The 18,918-nt window shown below is 51.0% G+C and carries 19 protein-coding genes; 4 read left to right on the plus strand and 15 right to left on the minus strand.

Annotated elements, in window-relative coordinates; genetic code table 11:
* Positions 1–139: 139 nt before the first annotated feature.
* The 5 genes from EDM55_RS03120 to EDM55_RS03140 form a co-directional block, all read right to left on the minus strand.
* Positions 140–559 carry a cell division protein FtsL gene (locus EDM55_RS03120; RefSeq protein ID WP_092267756.1) on the minus strand — a complete coding sequence of 140 codons (420 nt, stop codon included), beginning with the start codon at positions 557–559 and terminating at the stop codon, positions 140–142.
* Positions 560–601: 42 nt separating this feature from the next.
* Entirely contained in the window at positions 602–1,546 is a 945-nt protein-coding gene (gene rsmH, locus EDM55_RS03125; protein ID WP_092267755.1) for a 16S rRNA (cytosine(1402)-N(4))-methyltransferase RsmH, read from the minus strand.
* A gap of 17 nt (positions 1,547–1,563) precedes the next feature.
* Complete coding sequence (gene mraZ / locus EDM55_RS03130; protein WP_092267754.1) at positions 1,564–1,995, minus strand: division/cell wall cluster transcriptional repressor MraZ; 432 nt, start codon at positions 1,993–1,995, stop codon at positions 1,564–1,566.
* A 148-nt stretch (positions 1,996–2,143) separates the two neighbouring features.
* Positions 2,144–3,403 carry an adenosylhomocysteinase gene (locus EDM55_RS03135; protein ID WP_092267753.1) on the minus strand — a complete coding sequence of 420 codons (1,260 nt, stop codon included), beginning with the start codon at positions 3,401–3,403 and terminating at the stop codon, positions 2,144–2,146.
* A 138-nt stretch (positions 3,404–3,541) separates the two neighbouring features.
* Positions 3,542–4,456, minus strand: coding sequence for a LysR family transcriptional regulator (locus EDM55_RS03140; protein ID WP_092267752.1), 915 nt, complete (start codon positions 4,454–4,456; stop codon positions 3,542–3,544).
* Between the two features lie 127 nt (positions 4,457–4,583).
* Between EDM55_RS03140 and EDM55_RS03145 the strand changes: the two genes are divergently transcribed.
* From EDM55_RS03145 to EDM55_RS03155, 3 genes are all read left to right on the plus strand, one after another.
* Complete coding sequence (locus EDM55_RS03145; RefSeq protein WP_122959559.1) at positions 4,584–5,864, plus strand: APC family permease; 1,281 nt, start codon at positions 4,584–4,586, stop codon at positions 5,862–5,864.
* Between the two features lie 164 nt (positions 5,865–6,028).
* Positions 6,029–6,730, plus strand: coding sequence for a FadR/GntR family transcriptional regulator (locus EDM55_RS03150; RefSeq protein WP_092267750.1), 702 nt, complete (start codon positions 6,029–6,031; stop codon positions 6,728–6,730).
* Positions 6,727–7,938 (plus strand): CynX/NimT family MFS transporter, encoded by a 1,212-nt coding sequence (locus EDM55_RS03155; RefSeq protein WP_122959560.1) that lies wholly within the window; start codon positions 6,727–6,729, stop codon positions 7,936–7,938. The genes EDM55_RS03150 and EDM55_RS03155 overlap by 4 nt, the downstream gene beginning before the upstream one ends.
* A gap of 47 nt (positions 7,939–7,985) precedes the next feature.
* On the opposite strand, the gene EDM55_RS03160 is transcribed toward EDM55_RS03155, so the two are convergent.
* The 10 genes from EDM55_RS03160 to EDM55_RS03205 form a co-directional block, all read right to left on the minus strand.
* The gene (locus EDM55_RS03160; protein WP_122959561.1) at positions 7,986–9,044 is read right to left on the minus strand and encodes an S-layer homology domain-containing protein; all 1,059 of its coding nucleotides are present in this window, start codon (positions 9,042–9,044) and stop codon (positions 7,986–7,988) included.
* 188 nt (positions 9,045–9,232) lie between these two features.
* Entirely contained in the window at positions 9,233–10,855 is a 1,623-nt protein-coding gene (bshC, locus tag EDM55_RS03165) for a bacillithiol biosynthesis cysteine-adding enzyme BshC (RefSeq protein ID WP_092267747.1), read from the minus strand.
* Between the two features lie 115 nt (positions 10,856–10,970).
* On the minus strand, positions 10,971–11,528 hold the full coding sequence (locus tag EDM55_RS03170; protein WP_122921831.1) for a helix-turn-helix domain-containing protein: 558 nt from the start codon (positions 11,526–11,528) through the stop codon (positions 10,971–10,973).
* Positions 11,529–11,580: 52 nt separating this feature from the next.
* Positions 11,581–11,979, minus strand: a complete 399-nt coding sequence (locus EDM55_RS03175; protein ID WP_092267745.1) for a DUF3397 domain-containing protein — start codon at positions 11,977–11,979, stop codon at positions 11,581–11,583.
* Positions 11,976–12,941 carry a ketopantoate reductase family protein gene (locus EDM55_RS03180; RefSeq protein ID WP_122959562.1) on the minus strand — a complete coding sequence of 322 codons (966 nt, stop codon included), beginning with the start codon at positions 12,939–12,941 and terminating at the stop codon, positions 11,976–11,978. The genes EDM55_RS03175 and EDM55_RS03180 overlap by 4 nt, the downstream gene beginning before the upstream one ends.
* 279 nt (positions 12,942–13,220) lie before the next feature.
* Positions 13,221–14,759, minus strand: a complete 1,539-nt coding sequence (locus EDM55_RS03185) for an acyl-CoA carboxylase subunit beta (RefSeq protein WP_122959563.1) — start codon at positions 14,757–14,759, stop codon at positions 13,221–13,223.
* A gap of 13 nt (positions 14,760–14,772) precedes the next feature.
* The gene (locus EDM55_RS03190; protein WP_092267742.1) at positions 14,773–15,546 is read right to left on the minus strand and encodes an enoyl-CoA hydratase-related protein; all 774 of its coding nucleotides are present in this window, start codon (positions 15,544–15,546) and stop codon (positions 14,773–14,775) included.
* Positions 15,543–16,472, minus strand: coding sequence for a hydroxymethylglutaryl-CoA lyase (locus tag EDM55_RS03195; protein ID WP_092267741.1), 930 nt, complete (start codon positions 16,470–16,472; stop codon positions 15,543–15,545). The genes EDM55_RS03190 and EDM55_RS03195 overlap by 4 nt, the downstream gene beginning before the upstream one ends.
* Positions 16,473–16,523: 51 nt before the next feature.
* On the minus strand, positions 16,524–16,736 hold the full coding sequence (locus EDM55_RS03200) for an acetyl-CoA carboxylase biotin carboxyl carrier protein subunit (protein WP_092267740.1): 213 nt from the start codon (positions 16,734–16,736) through the stop codon (positions 16,524–16,526).
* Between the two features lie 15 nt (positions 16,737–16,751).
* Complete coding sequence (locus EDM55_RS03205) at positions 16,752–18,098, minus strand: acetyl-CoA carboxylase biotin carboxylase subunit (RefSeq protein ID WP_122959564.1); 1,347 nt, start codon at positions 18,096–18,098, stop codon at positions 16,752–16,754.
* 275 nt (positions 18,099–18,373) lie between these two features.
* Here EDM55_RS03205 and EDM55_RS03210 point away from each other — a divergent pair, with 275 nt between their 5' ends.
* A complete protein-coding gene (locus tag EDM55_RS03210) occupies positions 18,374–18,841 on the plus strand; it encodes an N-acetyltransferase (protein ID WP_092267738.1) in 468 nt (155 codons plus the stop codon).
* Positions 18,842–18,918 lie beyond the last annotated feature (77 nt).

Genomic DNA, 18,918 nt, shown 5'->3' on the forward strand with positions numbered 1-18,918 from the left:
CTGCCATTCATCAAGCTTTGTTCCCGTCCCTCTACTTTTATCGGCTCTATCTATTCATCCCTGAAGAAAACAGTCGTACCGGCTGAGCAATCATCCTTAAGAAAAAATGTTACTGCGATGAACGACAGTAACATTATGATTACCTTTGCTCTGTTTGTGCTGCGGGAAGAGAGCTGGCCTGTACTTTCGCTTGGCTTTTTGACTGGCCGATCACATGCACCGCTTCTGGATTAAACACCATGCCCTGTCTTTCCGCTTCATTTTGGATGCGGTCGCGGTTGCTCAGCTGTTCAATTTGAAGTTTGACAGCGGCATTTTTTTCCGACAGGAGACGATTCTCTTTTTTGGTGCTTTGAATGTCGTAATTGTATTGCGAAATCTGCGAGTACCGTACACCGACCAGCCCCAGCCCGATCACAGTGATCGAGATAAAAAGGAGATACAACAGCTTTTCTCCTGTCGGTATCGTTGGCTTAATGCGAATGGTTCGTTTGGTTTTGGTTACTGTGCGCGACTGTCTTTCTAGCTCCACAGCCAGGTTACCGCGGTAGTAGCTCATTGCTCATTCTCTCCTTTTCCCGTAGATGTTAGTGGTAGTCGCTTACAGCTTTTCTGCAACACGCAGCTTTGCGGAGCGCGCACGAGGATTCGCTTCCAGCTCTTCTGCAGAAGGCAGGATCGGCTTTCGAGTAATGACTTTGACCGTCGCTTTGTTCCCGCATGCACAAATCGGAAAGGATGGCGGGCAAGTACATCCTTTTGACAGCTCCTGATAGACTTGCTTGCAAATGCGATCCTCCAAGGAGTGGAACGTGATGACACTCACCCTGCCTTCTGGGCGAAGAACACTGATGGCGTCAGCTACTGCTTCTTTAAAGGCATTCAATTCGTCATTTACAGCGATCCGGATGGCCTGGAACGTGCGTTTCGCCGGATGAGGTCCTGTGCGGCGAGCCGCTGCCGGGATCCCTTCCTTGATCAACTCCACGAGCTCACCGGTTGTCTGAACTGGCTGTTTGGCGCGGTATTGAACGATTTGCCGGGCAATTCGCCGGGAAAATTTCTCTTCTCCATACTCCCAGATGACCTTGGCAATCTCCTCTTCTTCCCACTCGTTGATGATGTCGTAGGCGGTCAGCGCTGCCTGCTGATCCATCCGCATGTCCAGCGGTGCATCGGCATTGTAGCTGAAGCCGCGCTCGCCCTCATCCAGCTGTGGAGATGAGACACCCAGATCAAACAGGACACCGTCCACTCCATCCAAGCCCAAATCGCTCACTATATCCTTGATATGGCGAAAATTGCTCTTCACCAGCGTCACTCGATCCATATAGGCAGACAAACGCTCCCTGGCGTTATCCAGTGCCCAATCGTCCTGATCGATGGCAATCAGACGTCCACCCTCTGTCAGTTGGGATGCGATCAGGCTGCTGTGCCCTGCTCCCCCTAACGTACAATCCACATAAATACCGCCTGGCCGAATGTTCAGTCCGGCGACAGCTTCGTCCCGTAATACGGTTACATGATGAAACGACAAGATCGTCACTCCCGTTCTTCTTGCTGCTACAATTGAAAGTCAACCAGCTTTTCGGCAATATCACCAAAAGAGCTTTCGGACTGGGCAAAGTAATCCTCCCAGCGCTCCTTGCTCCATACCTCTACACGATTGGATACACCGATCACGACACATTCCTTTTGCATGCCAGCATGTTCACGCAGATTCTGTGGTATGTTTACCCTTCCCTGCTTGTCCCACTCGCATTCGGTCGCACCGGAAAAGAAGAAACGTGTAAAAGCACGCGCATCTGCTTTGGTAAAGGGCAGTGTTTTCAGTCGCTCCTCGAGCTGCTTCCATTCTTCCATCGGGTAGGCAAATAAACACTGGTCCAGTCCGCGGGTAATCACGAAGGTAGTACCTAGCCCTTCTCGGAACTTGGCTGGGATGGTCAGGCGGCCTTTTTCGTCAATGCTATGCTGGTATTCCCCCATGAACACGCCCTAGTCCCCCACTTTCCTACCGAGTGGCTCCACTTTCCCCCACTTTTCCCCACTTTGCCTACTTGTTATTATAAAAAAAAATCCTGCATTTGTAAGCAGGATTTTTTCGTTTATTTTTTTGCCGGGAAAGGACGGTTTTCGCAGTCTATTCGACCCAGCTATCCAAATAGGATTTTTGCTCGTCGGTCAATTTGTCGATACCGATTCCGAGTGCTTCCAATTTGTATTGAGCGACCATCGCGTCCAGCTCATAAGGTACATTCAGTACTTGTTTGCCGATCGCTTTGTACTGCTCGTTTACGTAAGCCAGGGAAACAGCTTGCAGCGCGAAAGTCATATCCATGATTTCGGCGGGGTGACCGTCACCTGCTGCCAGGTTTACCAGACGACCTTCTGCGAGCAGATACACTTTTCGACCATCTGCCATGACAAATTCTTCGATATCCTTGCGAACGATGCGGCGGGAAGTCGACAAAGCATCCAGCTCCACTTTGTTTACTTCGACATCAAAGTGCCCTGCATTGGAGAGGATCGCGCCATCTTTCATCACTTCGAAGTGTTCTTTGCGGATGACATCGCGGTTTCCCGTAACAGTCACGAAATAATCGCCGTATTTTGCTGCTTCGCTCATCGGCATCACTTCGAAGCCATCCATGTAGGCTTCTACTGCTTTGATCGCGTCGATCTCGGTTACGATGACTTTCGCACCCAGACCTTTTGCACGCATCGCCACACCTTTTCCGCACCAGCCGTAACCAACTACAACAACGGTTTTTCCAGCTACAACGAGGTTTGTTGTGCGGTTGATCCCATCCCAAACGGATTGGCCTGTACCGTAGCGGTTGTCAAACAAGTATTTGCAGAATGCGTCGTTAACGGCAACCATTGGGAATTCCAGCTTGCCTTCTTTTTCCAATGCTTTCAGGCGAAGAATACCTGTTGTCGTTTCTTCTGCGCCACCACGCACTTGGGAGAGCAGGTCGCGACGCTCGCTGTGGAGGATGGTTACCAGATCGCCACCGTCATCGATGATCAGGTCAGGGCGTGTTTCCAATGTTTTGATCAGGTGCTCTTTGTATTCTGCTGGATCTGGATTGTATTTGGCAAAAACGCGAATGCCGTCTTCCACGAGAGCAGCGCACACGTCATCTTGTGTAGACAAAGGATTGGAGCCTGTGATGGTTACCTCAGCGCCGCCAGCTTGCACGACTTTTGCGAGGTAAGCTGTCTTTGCTTCCAGGTGAAGGGAGATCGCTACTTTCAGACCGGCAAACGGCTGCTCTTTTTCAAAGCGCTCCCGGATGCGGTTCAGTACGGGCATATGCTCTTTTACCCAGTCAATTTTCAGATGGCCATTGTGAGCCAACGCCATGTCCTTTACAATGCTTTCAGAAACCATGTTCATGTACGGATGGACCTCCTTCATCATTAAGAAAACCTCTACCTGAGCTATGGCCTCGGTAGTATGAAAAGTACAATGATACCAACTCAGCCCTAATCATATCATACGCAAGTACATGCAATCATCATCTGTTTTTCCTGATCAACCCATTTTCGCTGACTTCGGCTCCTGCGACTCCTCAGCGTTCGCAAGTAACTCCAGAAAATGACGCATAGGCTGGGACATCCACTTCTTTTTATGATAAACAAGCTGACGGTATACACGCACCTCGGGATGAGAGAAAGGCAGAATGATGAGCGTGCCTTTTTCCGCTTCCTCTGCTACTGCAATATAGGGAACCAGCGCGATGCCCAAATCGTAAGCGACGCATTGCTTGATCGCCTCCAGACTGCCAAACTCCATCGTCATGTCGATGGGCGCCTCCGCATCCCTCAGGACAGCTTCCATGATCGAGCGATAGCTGCAGCCTGCTTCGGTGAAAATCCAGTTTTCTCCAGCGAAATCCTTTGCTTCAATCTGCTTCTTTTCGCTGAGGCGGTGTCCTGGAGCCGCAATCACAACAAGCTTTTCCTCGCCGAGATTTACATTGTTCAGCTCGGGATGCTCCTGCAGCCAATCCAAAACAACGACGAAATCGTACTTGCCTTCCTTTACACCCTGACGCAAATCGTGGCAGATGCCTGGGTGCAAAAGGAGTCGCATCCGCGAATGCTCCTGACGAAATTTTTGCAAATAAGGGGGCAGGAAAAAAGCAGCGAGTGACTCTACTGTACCTATACTGAGCGTCCCGGCTATTTGTGCCTGCTCAGACAGATTTCCCCGGGCTTCATCCAGAATGGCCATGACCTGATCACTATAGGCGAGCAGCGCCTCTCCTGCGTGGGTGAGCCTGATTTTTCTCCCCCATCGCTCGAACAGCGTGATCCCAAACTCGTTTTCCAGGTTCTGAATCTGCATGGTAACGCTCGACTGCGCGTAGCCCAATACCTCTGCGGCACGAGTAAAGCTCTGGCACTTGGCTACCTCTCGGAACGTCTGCAAATAGCGCGTATCCATTCCTCTCCCCCATTCGATCGGTTTTTCCGATTTACTCTATCTAATATTATAGATAACTCCGATTCCAAAGTCTATGCTACACTACGACCATAAAAATCTTTGATCGTGAAGAGTGAGGGATTTCATCATGGGGAAAACGTCCTCCAATGCGTCTGGACTGGCAAAAACTTTGGGCCTGCCACAAATCGTGGCGTTGTATGTGGGTGCCGTCATCGGTTCAGGGATTTTGCTCATACCCGGCTTAGCTGCTGAAAAAGCGGGCCCAGCCTCCATCCTGGCTTGGCTAGTCATGTCCATCCTAGTGGTTCCGATGGCGATCACAATGGGTCTTCTTTCCGCGAAATATCCAAGTGCAGGCGGTGTGTCTACTTTTGTACGAAAAGCTTATGGGGACCGCTTCGGCAATATGGTCGGCTGGTTTTTCCTCCTGTCGGTTCCAATGGGCGCTCCGATACTCAGTGTAACCGGGGCCAATTATCTCGCTGTCCTGTTAAACTGGGGTGACGGACAGCTGTATGCAGCCGCCGTACTAATCCTCGTCTCCGTTCTGGCCATGAATGTACTCGGCATGAACGTCGCAGCCCGCGTACAGACGATTGTCGTATCTTTGATTATTACGATCTTGATTCTTGCCGTCGTCGCCTCCTTGCCGCACGCCTCTGCCGCCAACTTCGTGCCGTTTGCGCCGAGCGGTTGGGTCAGCGTCATCCAGGCAGCCGGCTTGCTGTTCTGGTGCTTCATTGGCTGGGAGGCTGTGACTCATTTATCCGAGGAGTTTGTAGATCCTGCTAAAAACGCGATCCGAGGCGTTCTTTGGAGCGCAGGACTCGTAGCTTTGCTGTACTTTGCCGTCGCTTTCATGACAGTTGCCACACATAGCTATGGCGATGGCCTATCTGCTGCCTCCCTGAGTATTATGATCCAGCTATCGCTCGGACCGGTTGGCGGCTGGATCGTTGCGATTACGGCTTTGTTCATCTGTATCGCGGCAGCAAACGCCTATGTAGGAGCTGCATCCAGAATCGCCTATTCGCTTGCCAAGGAACAGGTTGCACCGAAATGGTTTGGCGCTTTGCATCCCAAGTATGGCACTCCGGTTGGCGGCCTTGCTTTTCTGGCCCTCTGCTTTGCCATCGTACTCTCTGTACTCTATTTTGGATGGATTGATCTGAGTCGCCTCATCGAACTGCCGAACGCCTCCTTTATCGCTACCTATATCGGTGGTTGTCTGGCGGGTGTACGACTTTTACGCGAGAGCCGTATTGGACGGATCGCTTCCTGGGTATCGCTCCTGTTTACAGTTGGCCTGTATCCGTTCCTCGGATGGTCCGCTCTGTATCCGATTGCGATCGTCGCTGTCTCTCTTTTCTGGGAACGCCGCAAAAAAAGGATGACACTAGAATCATAGAAAACAGGCAGTGACCCCCCATTAAGGGGAAAGGGTCCTGCCTGTTTTTTGTAGGAAGCAGTTGCACATCCAACTCCGCTGGGAGCTTTTCCCCTTGCCAGGACGAAAAAACATCTGCTACAATACGCACACGACCAATCATCGGATGTTTGGAGGTATGGAGAATGTCTTTACAAAAAACGGTTCGCTCCTCGTTGGTCAAGCAGATCGTCGAGCAATTGGCCAAGCGCGTAGAAGCCGGGGACTGGAAGGTTGGGGAGCGCATCCCACCAGAACCTGAGCTTGTAGAGCAGCTTGGTGTCAGCCGAAATACGCTGCGAGAAGCGGTTCAAGCACTCATTCATACAGGAATGCTGGAAGCCCGTCAAGGGGATGGCACTTACGTACGCTCCTCCAGTGTGTTTGGAGCAGCGATGCAGCGCAGACTGCAGCGCTCGGCCGTGTTTGAAATTTTGGAGGTCCGGTATGGCCTTGAGCGAGAAATCGCCCGACTGGCAGCCATGCGCCGCTCCACCAGTGATTTGGCGAACATACGCGAGAAGCTTGAGCAAGCCTACCATGTATTTCAGGATGTTGACGCCTATGTACGTGCTGACGTCGCTTTTCACATCGCCATCGCGGAAGCTACGAAAAACAGTGTGATGATCGATCTGTACAAGCATATGGCAGAGTCGCTTCACCTATCCGTCAATAGCACCGTGGATCTAACCGGCCATATACAAACCCAGTTCAAAACGCATGCGGAATTGGTGGAAGCCATCTCCATTCAAGACCCAGATGCGGCTGAAGCAGCTGTACGCAATGTGATCGAAGCCAGCAAAGCTGCCTTGGCTTCTTTCATTCAGGAAGGAGATTTGCCGCTATGAGCAACCAAGCACTTGCCGCAACAGAGGAAAAGGCGCAGCCTGTCACGCCCAACCCTTTCCTGATCGTGGCGGGTATCATTTTACTGTCTTTCACGATGCGGTCTCCCTTGACCTCAGTAGGTCCACTGGTCGGAGACATTCGCAGCGAGCTCGGGCTATCCAATGGAATATCCGGCATGCTGACCACCGTTCCTTTACTCGCTTTTGGACTCTTCTCTCCGATCGTTCCTTCGATCGGCCAACGCTTCGGAGTAGAGAGAACGCTCTTGTTTGGACTGCTGGTCCTTCTGATCGGGATCCCGCTTCGTTCTACTGGCTTTATCTTTTCTCTGTTCGCAGGAACTGCCTTGATCGGAGCAGCCATTGCGGTATTTAACGTCCTTCTGCCGAGTCTGGTGAAACAGCGTTTTCCTTCAAAGGCAGGATTAATGACCAGTGTGTATACGACGTCCATGTCTACGATGGCGGCTTTAGCTTCCGGGGTCAGCATCCCCTTGGCTCATGGCGCACAGCTTGGCTGGAAGGGCTCGCTCGCCTTTTGGACAGTTATCGCAGTAGTGGCCTTCCTCTGCTGGTTGCCGCAGGTTCGGGCAAAAGACGTTTCCTTTTCAGCCAAGCAGACACCCTCTGCTCCTCGCAAGGTGTGGAGCTCCACGCTCGCTTGGCATGTGACTTTGTTCATGGGCTTGCAGTCGTTTCTCTTCTACAGCACCATCTCTTGGCTGCCTGCTATTTTAGCGCATCACGGCATGGAGCCTGGTACGGCTGGCTGGCTGCTGTCTCTGGTGCAGGTCGTCAGCTTGCCTGCGAGCTTTTTGACTCCTGTTCTCGCCGGGCGCATCAAAGATCAGCGTCTGATGGCTGTCATCGTCAGCATCTTATCTTTGTTCGGCTTTGCAGGACTGCTGGTTGACGGAAACCTGTTTATCTTGTTCACCAGTCTGATCCTGCTCGGAATCGCACAAGGGGCACTCATCAGCCTCGCTCTCACGATGATTGTCATACGCTCGTCCAGCGTACAGGAGGCGGCAAAATTGTCGGGGATGGCTCAGTCCGTCGGGTATCTGCTTTCGGCTATCGGCCCCATGTTCATTGGCTTTTTGTTTGATTTGACCCACTCCTGGACCTATCCGTTGTGGACGCTGGTCTTTGTAAGTTTTGTGCTGCTCTTTTTCGGCATAGGTGCCGGACGTAACAAAACAGTTTGATGCAAAATAAAAAAGCGTGCCACATACCGGCGCGCCTTTTCTATGCTCTATTCGTCTTTTCCGATCAAACGAAATGTTTTGCCATCCATCGAGGACAGGTAGAACGTCTTGTCTACGCTGCCTCCCAGTTCCCCAGAGTAATACTGTACGGTCATCCGATATTTGCCCAACCCGATTTTCGCATAGTAGGTCAACTCGTTAAAGCGCGGAAAACGAATGTAGTCGTAGACTTCGTATTGCATAAACGAAAAATGCTCCCGCAAAAATGACTCGGTAACCGGCAGCTTATTCTTCTTGACGTAAGAGACGAGATCATCGTAGCGACGAATCTGTTCCTGATCCATTACTATCCCGACAAAAGCCGAAACAGCTTTCGTTATCCCTTGCTTTTCCACATCTGTAACCGTGCCTGGATAAAGCTCATGGATTTGACGCTCCAAGCGGTTTACTAATACGACTGCCTGCGCTCGGCTGATTTTTTCAGCTGGGCGAAAGGTTCCGTCCGGATAGCCCGCCATAATTCCCATCTTGTAGGCAGGATAGGCAATCATCACTTGCGCTTCGTCATCCGTTGAAAGATCCGAGAAAAACTTCGCTTTGGTCCCTCGATACTTTTCCCCTTCTGACTGATGCCCCAATGCCGCGAGCAAGATTCGCGTCGCTTCCAGACGATTCATCGGGTCCGTTGGCTTACCTGTCGGCAATATTCCCGCTGCTGCCAGATGGGTGTATGTTTTTTCAGACCAACGTCCCTCTGCCTGCTTCAGATACGTATCGCGTATGAAGGCATCCGGTTCGTGTCCGGTGAAACTAGGGAGAACCCGCTCGATCAGAGAGAGAAATTGCTCTTGTGTGACCGTTTGCTCCGGTTGAAAGGTTCCATCCGGGAAGCCTTGTATCCATCCGTTTTTTGCAGCTGCTTCTATATCCTTGGCCGCCCAGTGCCCTGTACTATCCGTAAACATGCCTGCTCGAGTGACCACATCTTCACGAGCGAAAGCCTTCTCGACGCCGACACCACAGGTGGCAACGCCTGTTACGGCAAAGGACAGCAACAGCGTCATCGCCGTCGCCTTTTTCCCCATTTGTCGCAGAAAGTTCTGCATCCTTCGTAACCACCTTTCTACAGAAGCCATGACTTACTCGTTTGACGCAAAATTTGTCGGAAATGTTTCGTCATATAGGCAAGTAAAGATTTCCAGCTTGTACAACGGATGGAGGAAACAGACAAAAAGCCAAACAACCGGCTGTTTTCCCGATCATTTGGCTTTCGACATAAATTTCGCTTTTCCTGTTACACGTAAAAGATTTGATGAGTTCCGTCGTGAGCAAAAGGCGCTTCCACTAGACGATCCACAAGGCTCAAACCATATTTGTTGGCAAATGGGAAGAAAGACAGCTTCCTCTCCTGCAAGCCCCCCTCAGGTAACAGAGATGCCTCGATCCGCGCAATACGTCTATAGGCAACATCATCTCGCTGCTGCAAGGAACGCACGAGCCGCTCCTCCAAAAAAGCTACCTGAGCAAGTAACAACTCGGTATTCTTGTCAGCCAGGTGGCGCAGTCCATGATCCAGGCGGACAACCTCTTCTACCAGTGGACGGTAGGTCGCTTCAATAGACGCTCTCGCTTCGGCAAATTGACGCTGCAGGGGATGCGGCTCTTGCTGCTCCGACCACGCTTCTTTCCATTTTCCAAATCGTGTCAGAACATCCTCAACCGTCAAGCCGAATCCTTCTAGCAGTCTTTCTTGCGCTCCCTCCATCAAGGTGATGGACATACGAGGCAGAACGATTGGCATTCTCATCCCAAACAGTTCAAAAACTTCCCGATAATACGCCCAGTAGGCAATCTCACCCGGTCCTCCAATAAAAGCGAGAGATGGGAATAGATGCTCCTGCATCAGACCGCGCGTCACCACATTCGAGCTAAAGCGCTCAGGGTGCTCTTTCGCCAGTTTACTCAGTTCTGCACGGCTGTAGGATGCTCGCCGATTGACAAAGCGATCTCCGTGTCGTTCCAGCAAGAGCCTGTCTTTTCCTTCGTACAGGAACAGATTGGCCTGATGCTCCTCAATTTGCAGCTGTAGTGGATAGCCTGCCGTTGTAAGACGGTCTGCTGCTTTTAGCAACAGGTCTGCAACTTGTTCATTTTGCTCAATCACATTCTGGAAGATCGGACTCTCCAGCTCTCGTACAAACGGAAGCGAGGATTCAACCAAAATGAGTCCATGCTTGCCAAAAAGATGCGCCATCAGACGGGCAAACCATTCGGCGACACTCTCGGAGGAGGATGCCGACGATTTTAGCAGTTCACGAATCGCAGCCGTTTCTTCCGTTTCCGGATGCCCATGAAAAAATTGCGTCAGAAACTGTTCACATGCTTCCTCGTCCAATGGCAAGCTGCTAGCGGACACACGGCCTTTTTTATTGAGATTCATCCGTTCCTTATGCAGCCGCGTCTCTCTGTCTGCCAGCCAATAGAGATGGTCAATCTCGTCAATGTCATGGTCTTCTCCGGCAATCCAAAAAACAGGGACGACATTGACGTCGAGCTCTGCCGAGAGTCTTTTCGCCGTCTGGATCAAATGAACGGCTTTGTGAATCGTGTACAGCGGCCCCGTCAATATGCCTGCCTGCTGACCACCAATGATGACAAACGTATCCGGACGTCTGAGCAGCTCAATCTGGTTCAGCGCCTCCTGGTGCGTCCCAATCTTTTTGTTAAAAGTATATAAGCCTTCCGCCAGCTGATCGCGGTTGTAATCAGTACGTCCGCGAAGCCACTCCAACCGTTCCTGATACGCCTTTTTCTCATAAGGATGGTAGGCAAAGAACTGAAGGGCGGAAGCGTTTCCTTGCTGATACTCCTGTGCCAGCCTATTAGCCAACGGAAGTGTAAGACATTCAACGTTCATGCAAGCTCACCTTTCTTGGGCCATGGTCACTGCAAATTATACCATGCTCCCTCGCTACAAAAAACAAGACAACCCGTTTTTATGGGTTGTCAAAGTGTAGAGACGAGTTTTTTCGTTAAAATTGTGGCGGCGTCACGGTCCAAATTAGCACCGCTTCTTCGTCCCCCGTATTTTCAACCGAATGGTTTTTGCTGCTGTCAAACGCAATGCTGTCGCCTGCCTCCAAGACATGTTCTTCATCGTTAAAACGCGTTGTCACACTTCCCGCAATGACGGTAAAGCATTCTTCGCCTTCCGACTGAACGAACTTGTCCACTACCATTTCACCTGGCTGAAGGCGTACCTCCAGCATTCCGAGCTTTGCGCTTCCCCCCATGGAGAGCAGGGAATACGTGCCCGTCGATTCTGGAAAGACCAGCTGACGTCGCTTTTGCACACGAGTGACATGCACCTGTTTTTGATCAATGTCTTCAAAAAAGTGAATGATGGGTGACTCGAGTGCTTTCGTGATTTTCCACAGCGAGTCCAGGGACGGCTGAGAAATGCCACGTTCTACTTGGCTGAGCAGTCCTTTGCTGAGCCCGGTTTTACTCGCCATGATTTCCAAGGTAAAGCCGCGCTCTTTCCGAATCATTCGAATCTTGTGGCCGATGGTCTCGATGGGAAGTCGCATAGTTCCAACCTTCTTTCTTATCGGAATAAATACGATATGTATCAACAGCGCTCTATACGACACCCATCGTCTTGACTATACCGGTCGTAAACAGCACTATGTAGACAATTCCAAACCAGAGAAACGACAAACGCCATGCGGAAAATCCAACCTTTTTCAGGGACAGCTTTCCTTTGAACTTCACTTGTACCCATCCGAGTAAAGCGATCGTGATCAGAAAAAAGCAAACCACCCACCACCAAGCCGACAAAGCTTGTGGCCAGATGATGCCATACGCGGCAACGACAGAACGAATCAACAAAAAATTCGTGATATTCACCGCCCAACGGCCCGCCAGTTTCTTGTCCCGCTTCCATCCGTAAACTACGAGATAAACGAGTGGAAATCCAAGAAAAGGCACAACCGTCAGCGTCCCCCAAAAATAGGCCCAGACATTCGCCAACATGGTCATCTAATGTCGCCTCCCTCCTTCTCCATACCCATGTCCGTTTTTAAGAGGATTAAACGCAGCAGCACTTCATGCAAAGGAGTGGAAATACCAGCCTCTTTCCCTCGAGCGACGAGGTAGCCGTTGATCGATTCCACTTCCGTCCGCTTCTGCCTCTTTACGTCCTGCAACATGGAGGAATGATTTCGGGAAGTATTTCGGCAAATGGTGACAATTTCCTGCCAGTCGGTCTCCCCCATTTTCTGGCCGTTTGCGAAAGCTACTGCCGAGGCCTCTTCAAAGAGCTCGCGCATCAGCTTCAACGTATCCGGGCTGTCCAGCAGGGCACCATTCGGGATGTCAAACAAGGCCGTTAACGGATTTATCAGCGCATTCGCCATGAGCTTTTTCCAGGCAAATGGCTTGATGGATTCTTCTAGCTGTACGTTCATGCCAGCTGAAATGGCTGTAGCAATGAACGAATTTATGACCGGGTCGGCTATTCCCCTTTTCACCCATGGACCAATCCGCAAAAGACCGCTTCCTGTATGGGCGACTTCTGTAGCCGATAGCCTTCTTGCCCCTTCTGTATTGATGGCAAAAAAGCATTGTCTTTCGGATAAAACGTTTGACAGCTGCTCTTCGTGCCCCAAACCGTTTTGCAAAGCGATGACGCGCGCATCCGCAGGCAGCTTTTGCAGCATTGGCAGCAAGTCTGGCAACTCCGTCTGCTTCACGCCTAGCAAGTACAAGTGGGCGTGCGGTAATCCATGCTCGATCGACTGGGCATTTACCGAGACGACTTTTTTCTGTCCATCCAAATCTTGTAGGGTGAGCCGATTTTGCATCAACTGATTTGATTGGGGTGAACGGCGCGTCACGACGGTCACTGCTTGTCCATAGAGAGCAAGCCTAGCCGCGTACAGCAACCCAACAGAACCACCGCCAACAACAGCGATTTGCAAATTGTCTTTTTTAGCCTGCATTTGTTCACCTACATTAATCAATACTTATTTTCAAGAATAACAGAGTTTAGGAGATTGTTCAATTGATTGGCGCAAAAAAGATCGGAATTGTCGAAAAATTTTTTAGCAGCTTTCCAAATCTTTCATGAGAAACTGGGCTCTGCCAAGCTTCCTTGAAGCTTTCGGCACATATAGCGAATATTAGCAAACTTGGTTCCACCAAGCCTTTTGGTGGATCCTTAGTTGCCCTTATACTGGATAAGGCTGACTTCCAAAGCGGAAGCCAGCCTGTGCAGCAAACTAGACAGGGTATACAGGATGTTTGCGATCGGAGAACGTTTGTCTCTTTCCTTTATATACGTCGTAGCGGTTGATCAGCTCTTGACGCAGGTCGCTGGGTGGAATGATGGCATCGACGATCAGATTGGACGCCAACAAATACAGATCGATATCCTCTTGGTACTCCTTGCGTTTTTCCATGATGAAGCTTTGGCGTTCCTGCGGATCTTCGATTGCCTGAATTTTGTTGCTGTAGACCGCATTCACAGCTGCTTCCGGACCCATCACGGCAATTTGCGCACCTGGCAGCGCAAGGCATGCATCCGGTTCAAACGCTGCACTTGCCATTGCATACAGCCCTGCACCATATGCTTTGCGAACAATAACCGAGATTTTAGGGACTGTCGCTTCTGCCATTGCGGAAATCATTTTCGCTCCGTGTCGGATAATGCCTGCCCGCTCAACAGCCGTACCAATCATGAAGCCAGGTACGTCAGCCAGGAACAACAGCGGAATTTGAAACGCATCGCACAAAGTAATGAAGCGTGCTGCTTTGTCCGCTGAGTCGACGAAGAGAACACCACCTTTTACACGTGGCTGATTGGCAATAATGCCGACAGGCTTCCCGTTCAATCGAGCCAGTCCCGTGATCAGCTCCTGCGCGAACAGCTTTTTGATTTCATAGAAAGAGCCCTCGTCCACCAGAGCGGTAATCAAATCATGCATATTAAAAGCGGCGTTCTGATTTTCCGGGACGATCGCCGAGATCTCTTTGGCTGTTTCGACCGGAGGCTTTGCCTCAGCTACCGGTGGTTCAACCGTATAATTCGGCGGGAAGAAGCTGATGTACGCGCGAGCTGACTGAATCGCTTCTTCTTCATTTGCTGCGAGGACGTCACCGCATCCGCTAACCGTGCAGTGCATGCGCGCTCCCCCCAGCTCCTCCAGGGATACTTTCTCGCCGATTACCATTTCGGCCATGCGCGGAGAGCCTAAGTACATGCTGGCGTTTTTGTCTACCATGATGACAATATCGCAAAACGCAGGAATGTAAGCACCGCCTGCTGCGGATGGACCAAAGAGAATGCAGATTTGCGGAATCTTTCCCGACAGCTTGACTTCATTATAGAAGATTCGGCCTGCTCCACGCCGTCCAGGGAACATCTCGAGCTGGTCGGTAATTCGCGCACCCGCCGAGTCCACCAGATAGATCAATGGAACGCGCATTTTTTCTGCTGTCTCCTGGATGCGGATGATCTTTTCCACGGTCCGGGAGCCCCAGGACCCTGCTTTGACCGTCGAATCATTGGCCATCACGCATACGGTTTGTCCATGCACCTTGCCGATGGCAGTCACGACGCCATCGGCCGGCAGGTCACCCGCCATCACATTCGCGAACAAGCCGTCTTCTACGGTGAATTCACCATCGAACAGCAGCTTCAGACGGTCGCGAACAAACAGCTTATTTTGCTCCTTCAGCTTCTCATGGTATTTCGCATCGCCCCCTTTTTCTACCTGGGCGATCTTTTCACGCAGCGTCTCTTCCAAGTGCTTACTCATAGGCGTCCCCCTCTTACTCTCCGCAATATACCGGTTTTCGTTTTTGTTGAAAGGCTGCCAGTCCTTCCAGTCGATCTTTGGTGGCGATCAGCAGCTGATAGGCGTCACTTTCGATTTGCAAACCTGTGGTCAAATCTACCTCGAGCCCACTATCCATGGCGTATTTGGCTTGAGCCAGAGCCAATGGCGCGTTGGCGGCAATTTCTTCTGCCAGCGAGAAGGTCGTCGTCATCAGCTGCTCAGCTGGAACTACCCGATTCACCAAGCCAATCGACAAGGCTTCTGGCGGACGGACACGACGTGCGCTGAAGATCAGCTCTTTGGCTATTCCTTTGCCGACCAGCCTTGGAAGTCTCTGTGTACCTCCCGCACCCGGAATGATGCCTAAAGAAGTCTCCGTCAGCCCCATTTGAGCAGATTCACTCATGATGCGCAGGTCGCAAGCCAGAGCCAGCTCGGTCCCGCCTCCCAGCGCCAAACCATTGATGGCTGCAATGACCGGCTTCGGCAGTTTCTCCAGCTCCGTAAAGGTGTCACGAATGGTCCGGATGTAATCCTGTACCTGTTCCTCTGACATCGTCCGGCGCTCATGCAGATCCGCTCCCGAGCAGAATGCCTTTTCACCCGAGCCTGTTACGATCACGACGCGAATCTCACGGTCCTGCGCCACTTCTGCGATGAGCTTGCGAAGGACAGCGAGCGTATCCATATTGAGGCAGTTAAAGACTTCTGGCCGTTCCAACGTCAGAACTCCGACGCAGCCTTTTTTCTGCAAAGTAACGGTCATGCTCCATCCTCCTGGTTTGAATGGGATGATGAGGCGGATTGAGCTGCAAGATGCGCTTTTAAAACTTTTGACGGCAGCTCCCGTCCCAGTTCCTGTTGAATAAATGCACCTGCATCCTGGAGCAGATTCAGGTCCACTCCCGTCTCATATTCCATGCCGTTTAGCATATACACCAGATCCTCAGTGGAAATGTTCCCTGCTGCACCGGGCGCATACGGGCAACCACCCAGCCCTCCGATCGAGCTGTCAAATGTCCGAATACCCGTGTCTAAGGCAGCGAGGACATTTGCCAAACCCGTTCCTCTGGTGTCATGAAAGTGCCCTGCCAAGCGATCGCTCGCAGTGTCTTTCACAAGCTTCTCCATGACTTCCCGTACTTGCTTTGGCGTAGCCACTCCGATCGTATCACCAAGGGATACTTCGAAAACCCCCATCTCGAGTAGCTCATTTGTCACCCGACGGCTGTTGTCGATGGGCACATTGCCTTCGTAGGGGCAGCCAAACACGGTAGATACGTACCCTCGCACGCGCATGCCCAGAGCCAAAGCTTCTCGCGCCACCTGCCGCAAAACAGGAAACGTATCTTCTATGGACTTGTTGATGTTTTTCAAGTTATGCGTCTCGGAGGCAGACATGAACAGCGCGACTTCGGTCAACCCGCTTTCACGCGCTCGCTCCATCCCGCGAAGATTCGGGACGAGGGCACTGTACGTGACCTCGTTTTGCCGCTTGATCCCTTTCAGCACCTCTTCTGCATCGGCAAGCTGAGGGATCCAGCGCGGATTGACAAAGGAAGTTGCCTCTACTCGTTTCAAGCCTGCTGCTGCCAGCTTGTCGATCAGCTGAATTTTCGCTGACGTCGAAACCATTTCTTTTTCATTCTGCAGCCCATCCCGTGGACCCACTTCCACGATTTGAATCTTCATCCTGCACCTCCCCTCGCCAAGCGGGCGCTCAGATTAGAATTAATATAAAAACTACTCCACGGATACGAGGATATCGCCTTCGTTTACAAAATCGCCGATATTCGCTTTAACTTCTACTACTTTGCCCGCTACTTCCGCCTGGACTGGAACCTCCATCTTCATGGATTCCAATACGACGACGTCTTGCCCTGCACTGATTTCATCTCCGACTTGTACCAGGACATTGATAACAGTCCCTGCCATGTTCGCTGCTACTTGTTTCATGTCACATTCTCTCCCTTATTTCTTTGGATTCGCTGCTCGCTCTTGGACAAACCAGGTTGTGTAGTTCCCTTCGCGGAAGCGCTCGTCTGACAAGACTTCCAATAAAAACGGAATGTTTGTTTTTATCCCGGTAATCTGAAAGTTCTGTATCGCATGGATCGCTCTTTCTATTGCCTCTTCCCTTGTCGTGCCCGTGATGATCACTTTGGCAATCATCGGATCGTAAAACGGAGTGACCTGCGTATTGCTCTCGACCCCATCATCGATGCGTACATGCTCCATGACTGGCGGCTGATATAGGGTGATCGTCCCTGGCGATGGCAGGAATGTCACGGGATCCTCCGCGTATACACGCAGCTCGATCGCATGGCGCAATGCTTTTACTTCACCCTGATCGATGGCAATTGGCAGCCCATTGGCAATAGCCAGCTGCATCGAAACCAGGTCCAAGCCTGTCATTTCTTCTGTTACCGGATGCTCCACCTGCAAGCGTGTATTCATTTCCAAAAAGTAAAAATTTTTGTTTTCGTCTACGATGAATTCTACCGTACCCACACCTGTGTACCCTACCGCTTTTCCTGCTAGGACAGCGGACTGGCAAAGCAGCTCTCTGGTTTTCTCGTCCAGAAATGGAGATGGACTTTCCTCCAGCACCTTTTGATGGCGTCGCTGGATGGAGCACTCTCTCTCCAACAAATGCAGGACATTTCCGTACTGGTCTCCTGCGATCTGTACCTCGATGTGATGAGGACGTTCTACATACTTCTCCACGAACATGGAGTCATTGCCGAAATACGCCTTTGCACGTCCGCGCAAAGACTGGTACGCTTGCCTCAGGCTCGCTTCATCCTGGCAGATCTGCATCCCGATGCCGCCGCCGCCAGCGCTCGCCTTCAACATGACTGGATAACCGATGTCCGCAGCTACGCTTGCCGCGTCGTCTACCGTATCGAGCGAGTTTTCGCTTCCCGGAACGACTGGAACACCTGCCTGCTGCATGATGCGGCGGGCTGTCAGCTTGTCGCCCATCTGTCCGATGACTTCCGGTGCAGGCCCGATGAAGATGATCCCTTCCTCCTGCACACGGCGGGCAAACCCCTCGTTTTCCGAAAGCAAGCCGTAGCCGGGATGGATCGCATCTGCTCCTGTGCGTTTCGCTGCGTCGATAATCGCATCGACATTCAAATAGCTGTGAGGGACAGGAGGTGGCCCAATGTGCACTGCTTCATCAGCTTCTCTTACAAATGGCATATTTTTATCGGCATCTGAGTACACAGCTACCGTCGCCACTTTCTCTGATTTGCATGTGCGGATAATTCGCCTGGCGATTTCGCCGCGGTTCGCAATCAACACCTTAAGCATGGAAGCAACTCTCCCCTCTTTCGCTAATCCCGATCAGACTGAAAGCGTTTTCAATGTCGATTCCGGGTTAGCTTGTGATACTACCTTCTATTTTGCCATGAGCGTGGATATATATCTAGGTTGAATTCTTAAAAATTTCCAGGGAAGCGAAATCATTTCCTGACAAATAGTCCCCTCACGAAAGAAAAACTCCACGATTATCCGTATCTTGGTGTATAATAAAGACAATGGCCAAATGGCTGAAGGTAAAGAGCTGTGAGAGGAGTGGCTGAGCAATGTTTGAAGTAAAACGTTTACAAATCAACTACAAGACACTCGAGGAATTCCAGAAGTTTCGCGAATTTGGCCTGGAGGAGCTTTCGATGAAGGAAGACCTGGAGGCGAACATCGTGGAAAACGATTCAGAGTCTCCTTTTTATGGCATTTACGACAATGATCTGATGGTTGCCCGGATGAGCCTCTACAAAATCGACGGAAAATATGATCGTTACTTCCAGCCTGCTCAAGATTACTACGAGCTGTGGAAGCTTGAAGTTTTGCCTGATTACCGCGACAAAGATTATGGAACAGCTCTGGTTAACCATGCAAAAAGCTTTGGTGCACCGATAAAAACAAACTCCCGTTGTCGCGCTGATCAATTCTGGTTGAAAATGGGCTTTACCCCTGTGAAATACAATCTCATGCGTGACCGTGGCGAAAATCCATATGTATGGTTGCCTGAGAACGTTGCCTTGCAAGACTAGCTCTTCCTCATAGGAAAAAGAAAAGAAGCGGTGGAAGCCCGCTTCTAAGCCCGCTTCTCAGGCTGTCGATAAAGTCG

Source organism: Brevibacillus centrosporus (assembly GCF_003710815.1).
Classification (GTDB): Bacteria; Bacillota; Bacilli; order Brevibacillales; family Brevibacillaceae; genus Brevibacillus; species Brevibacillus centrosporus.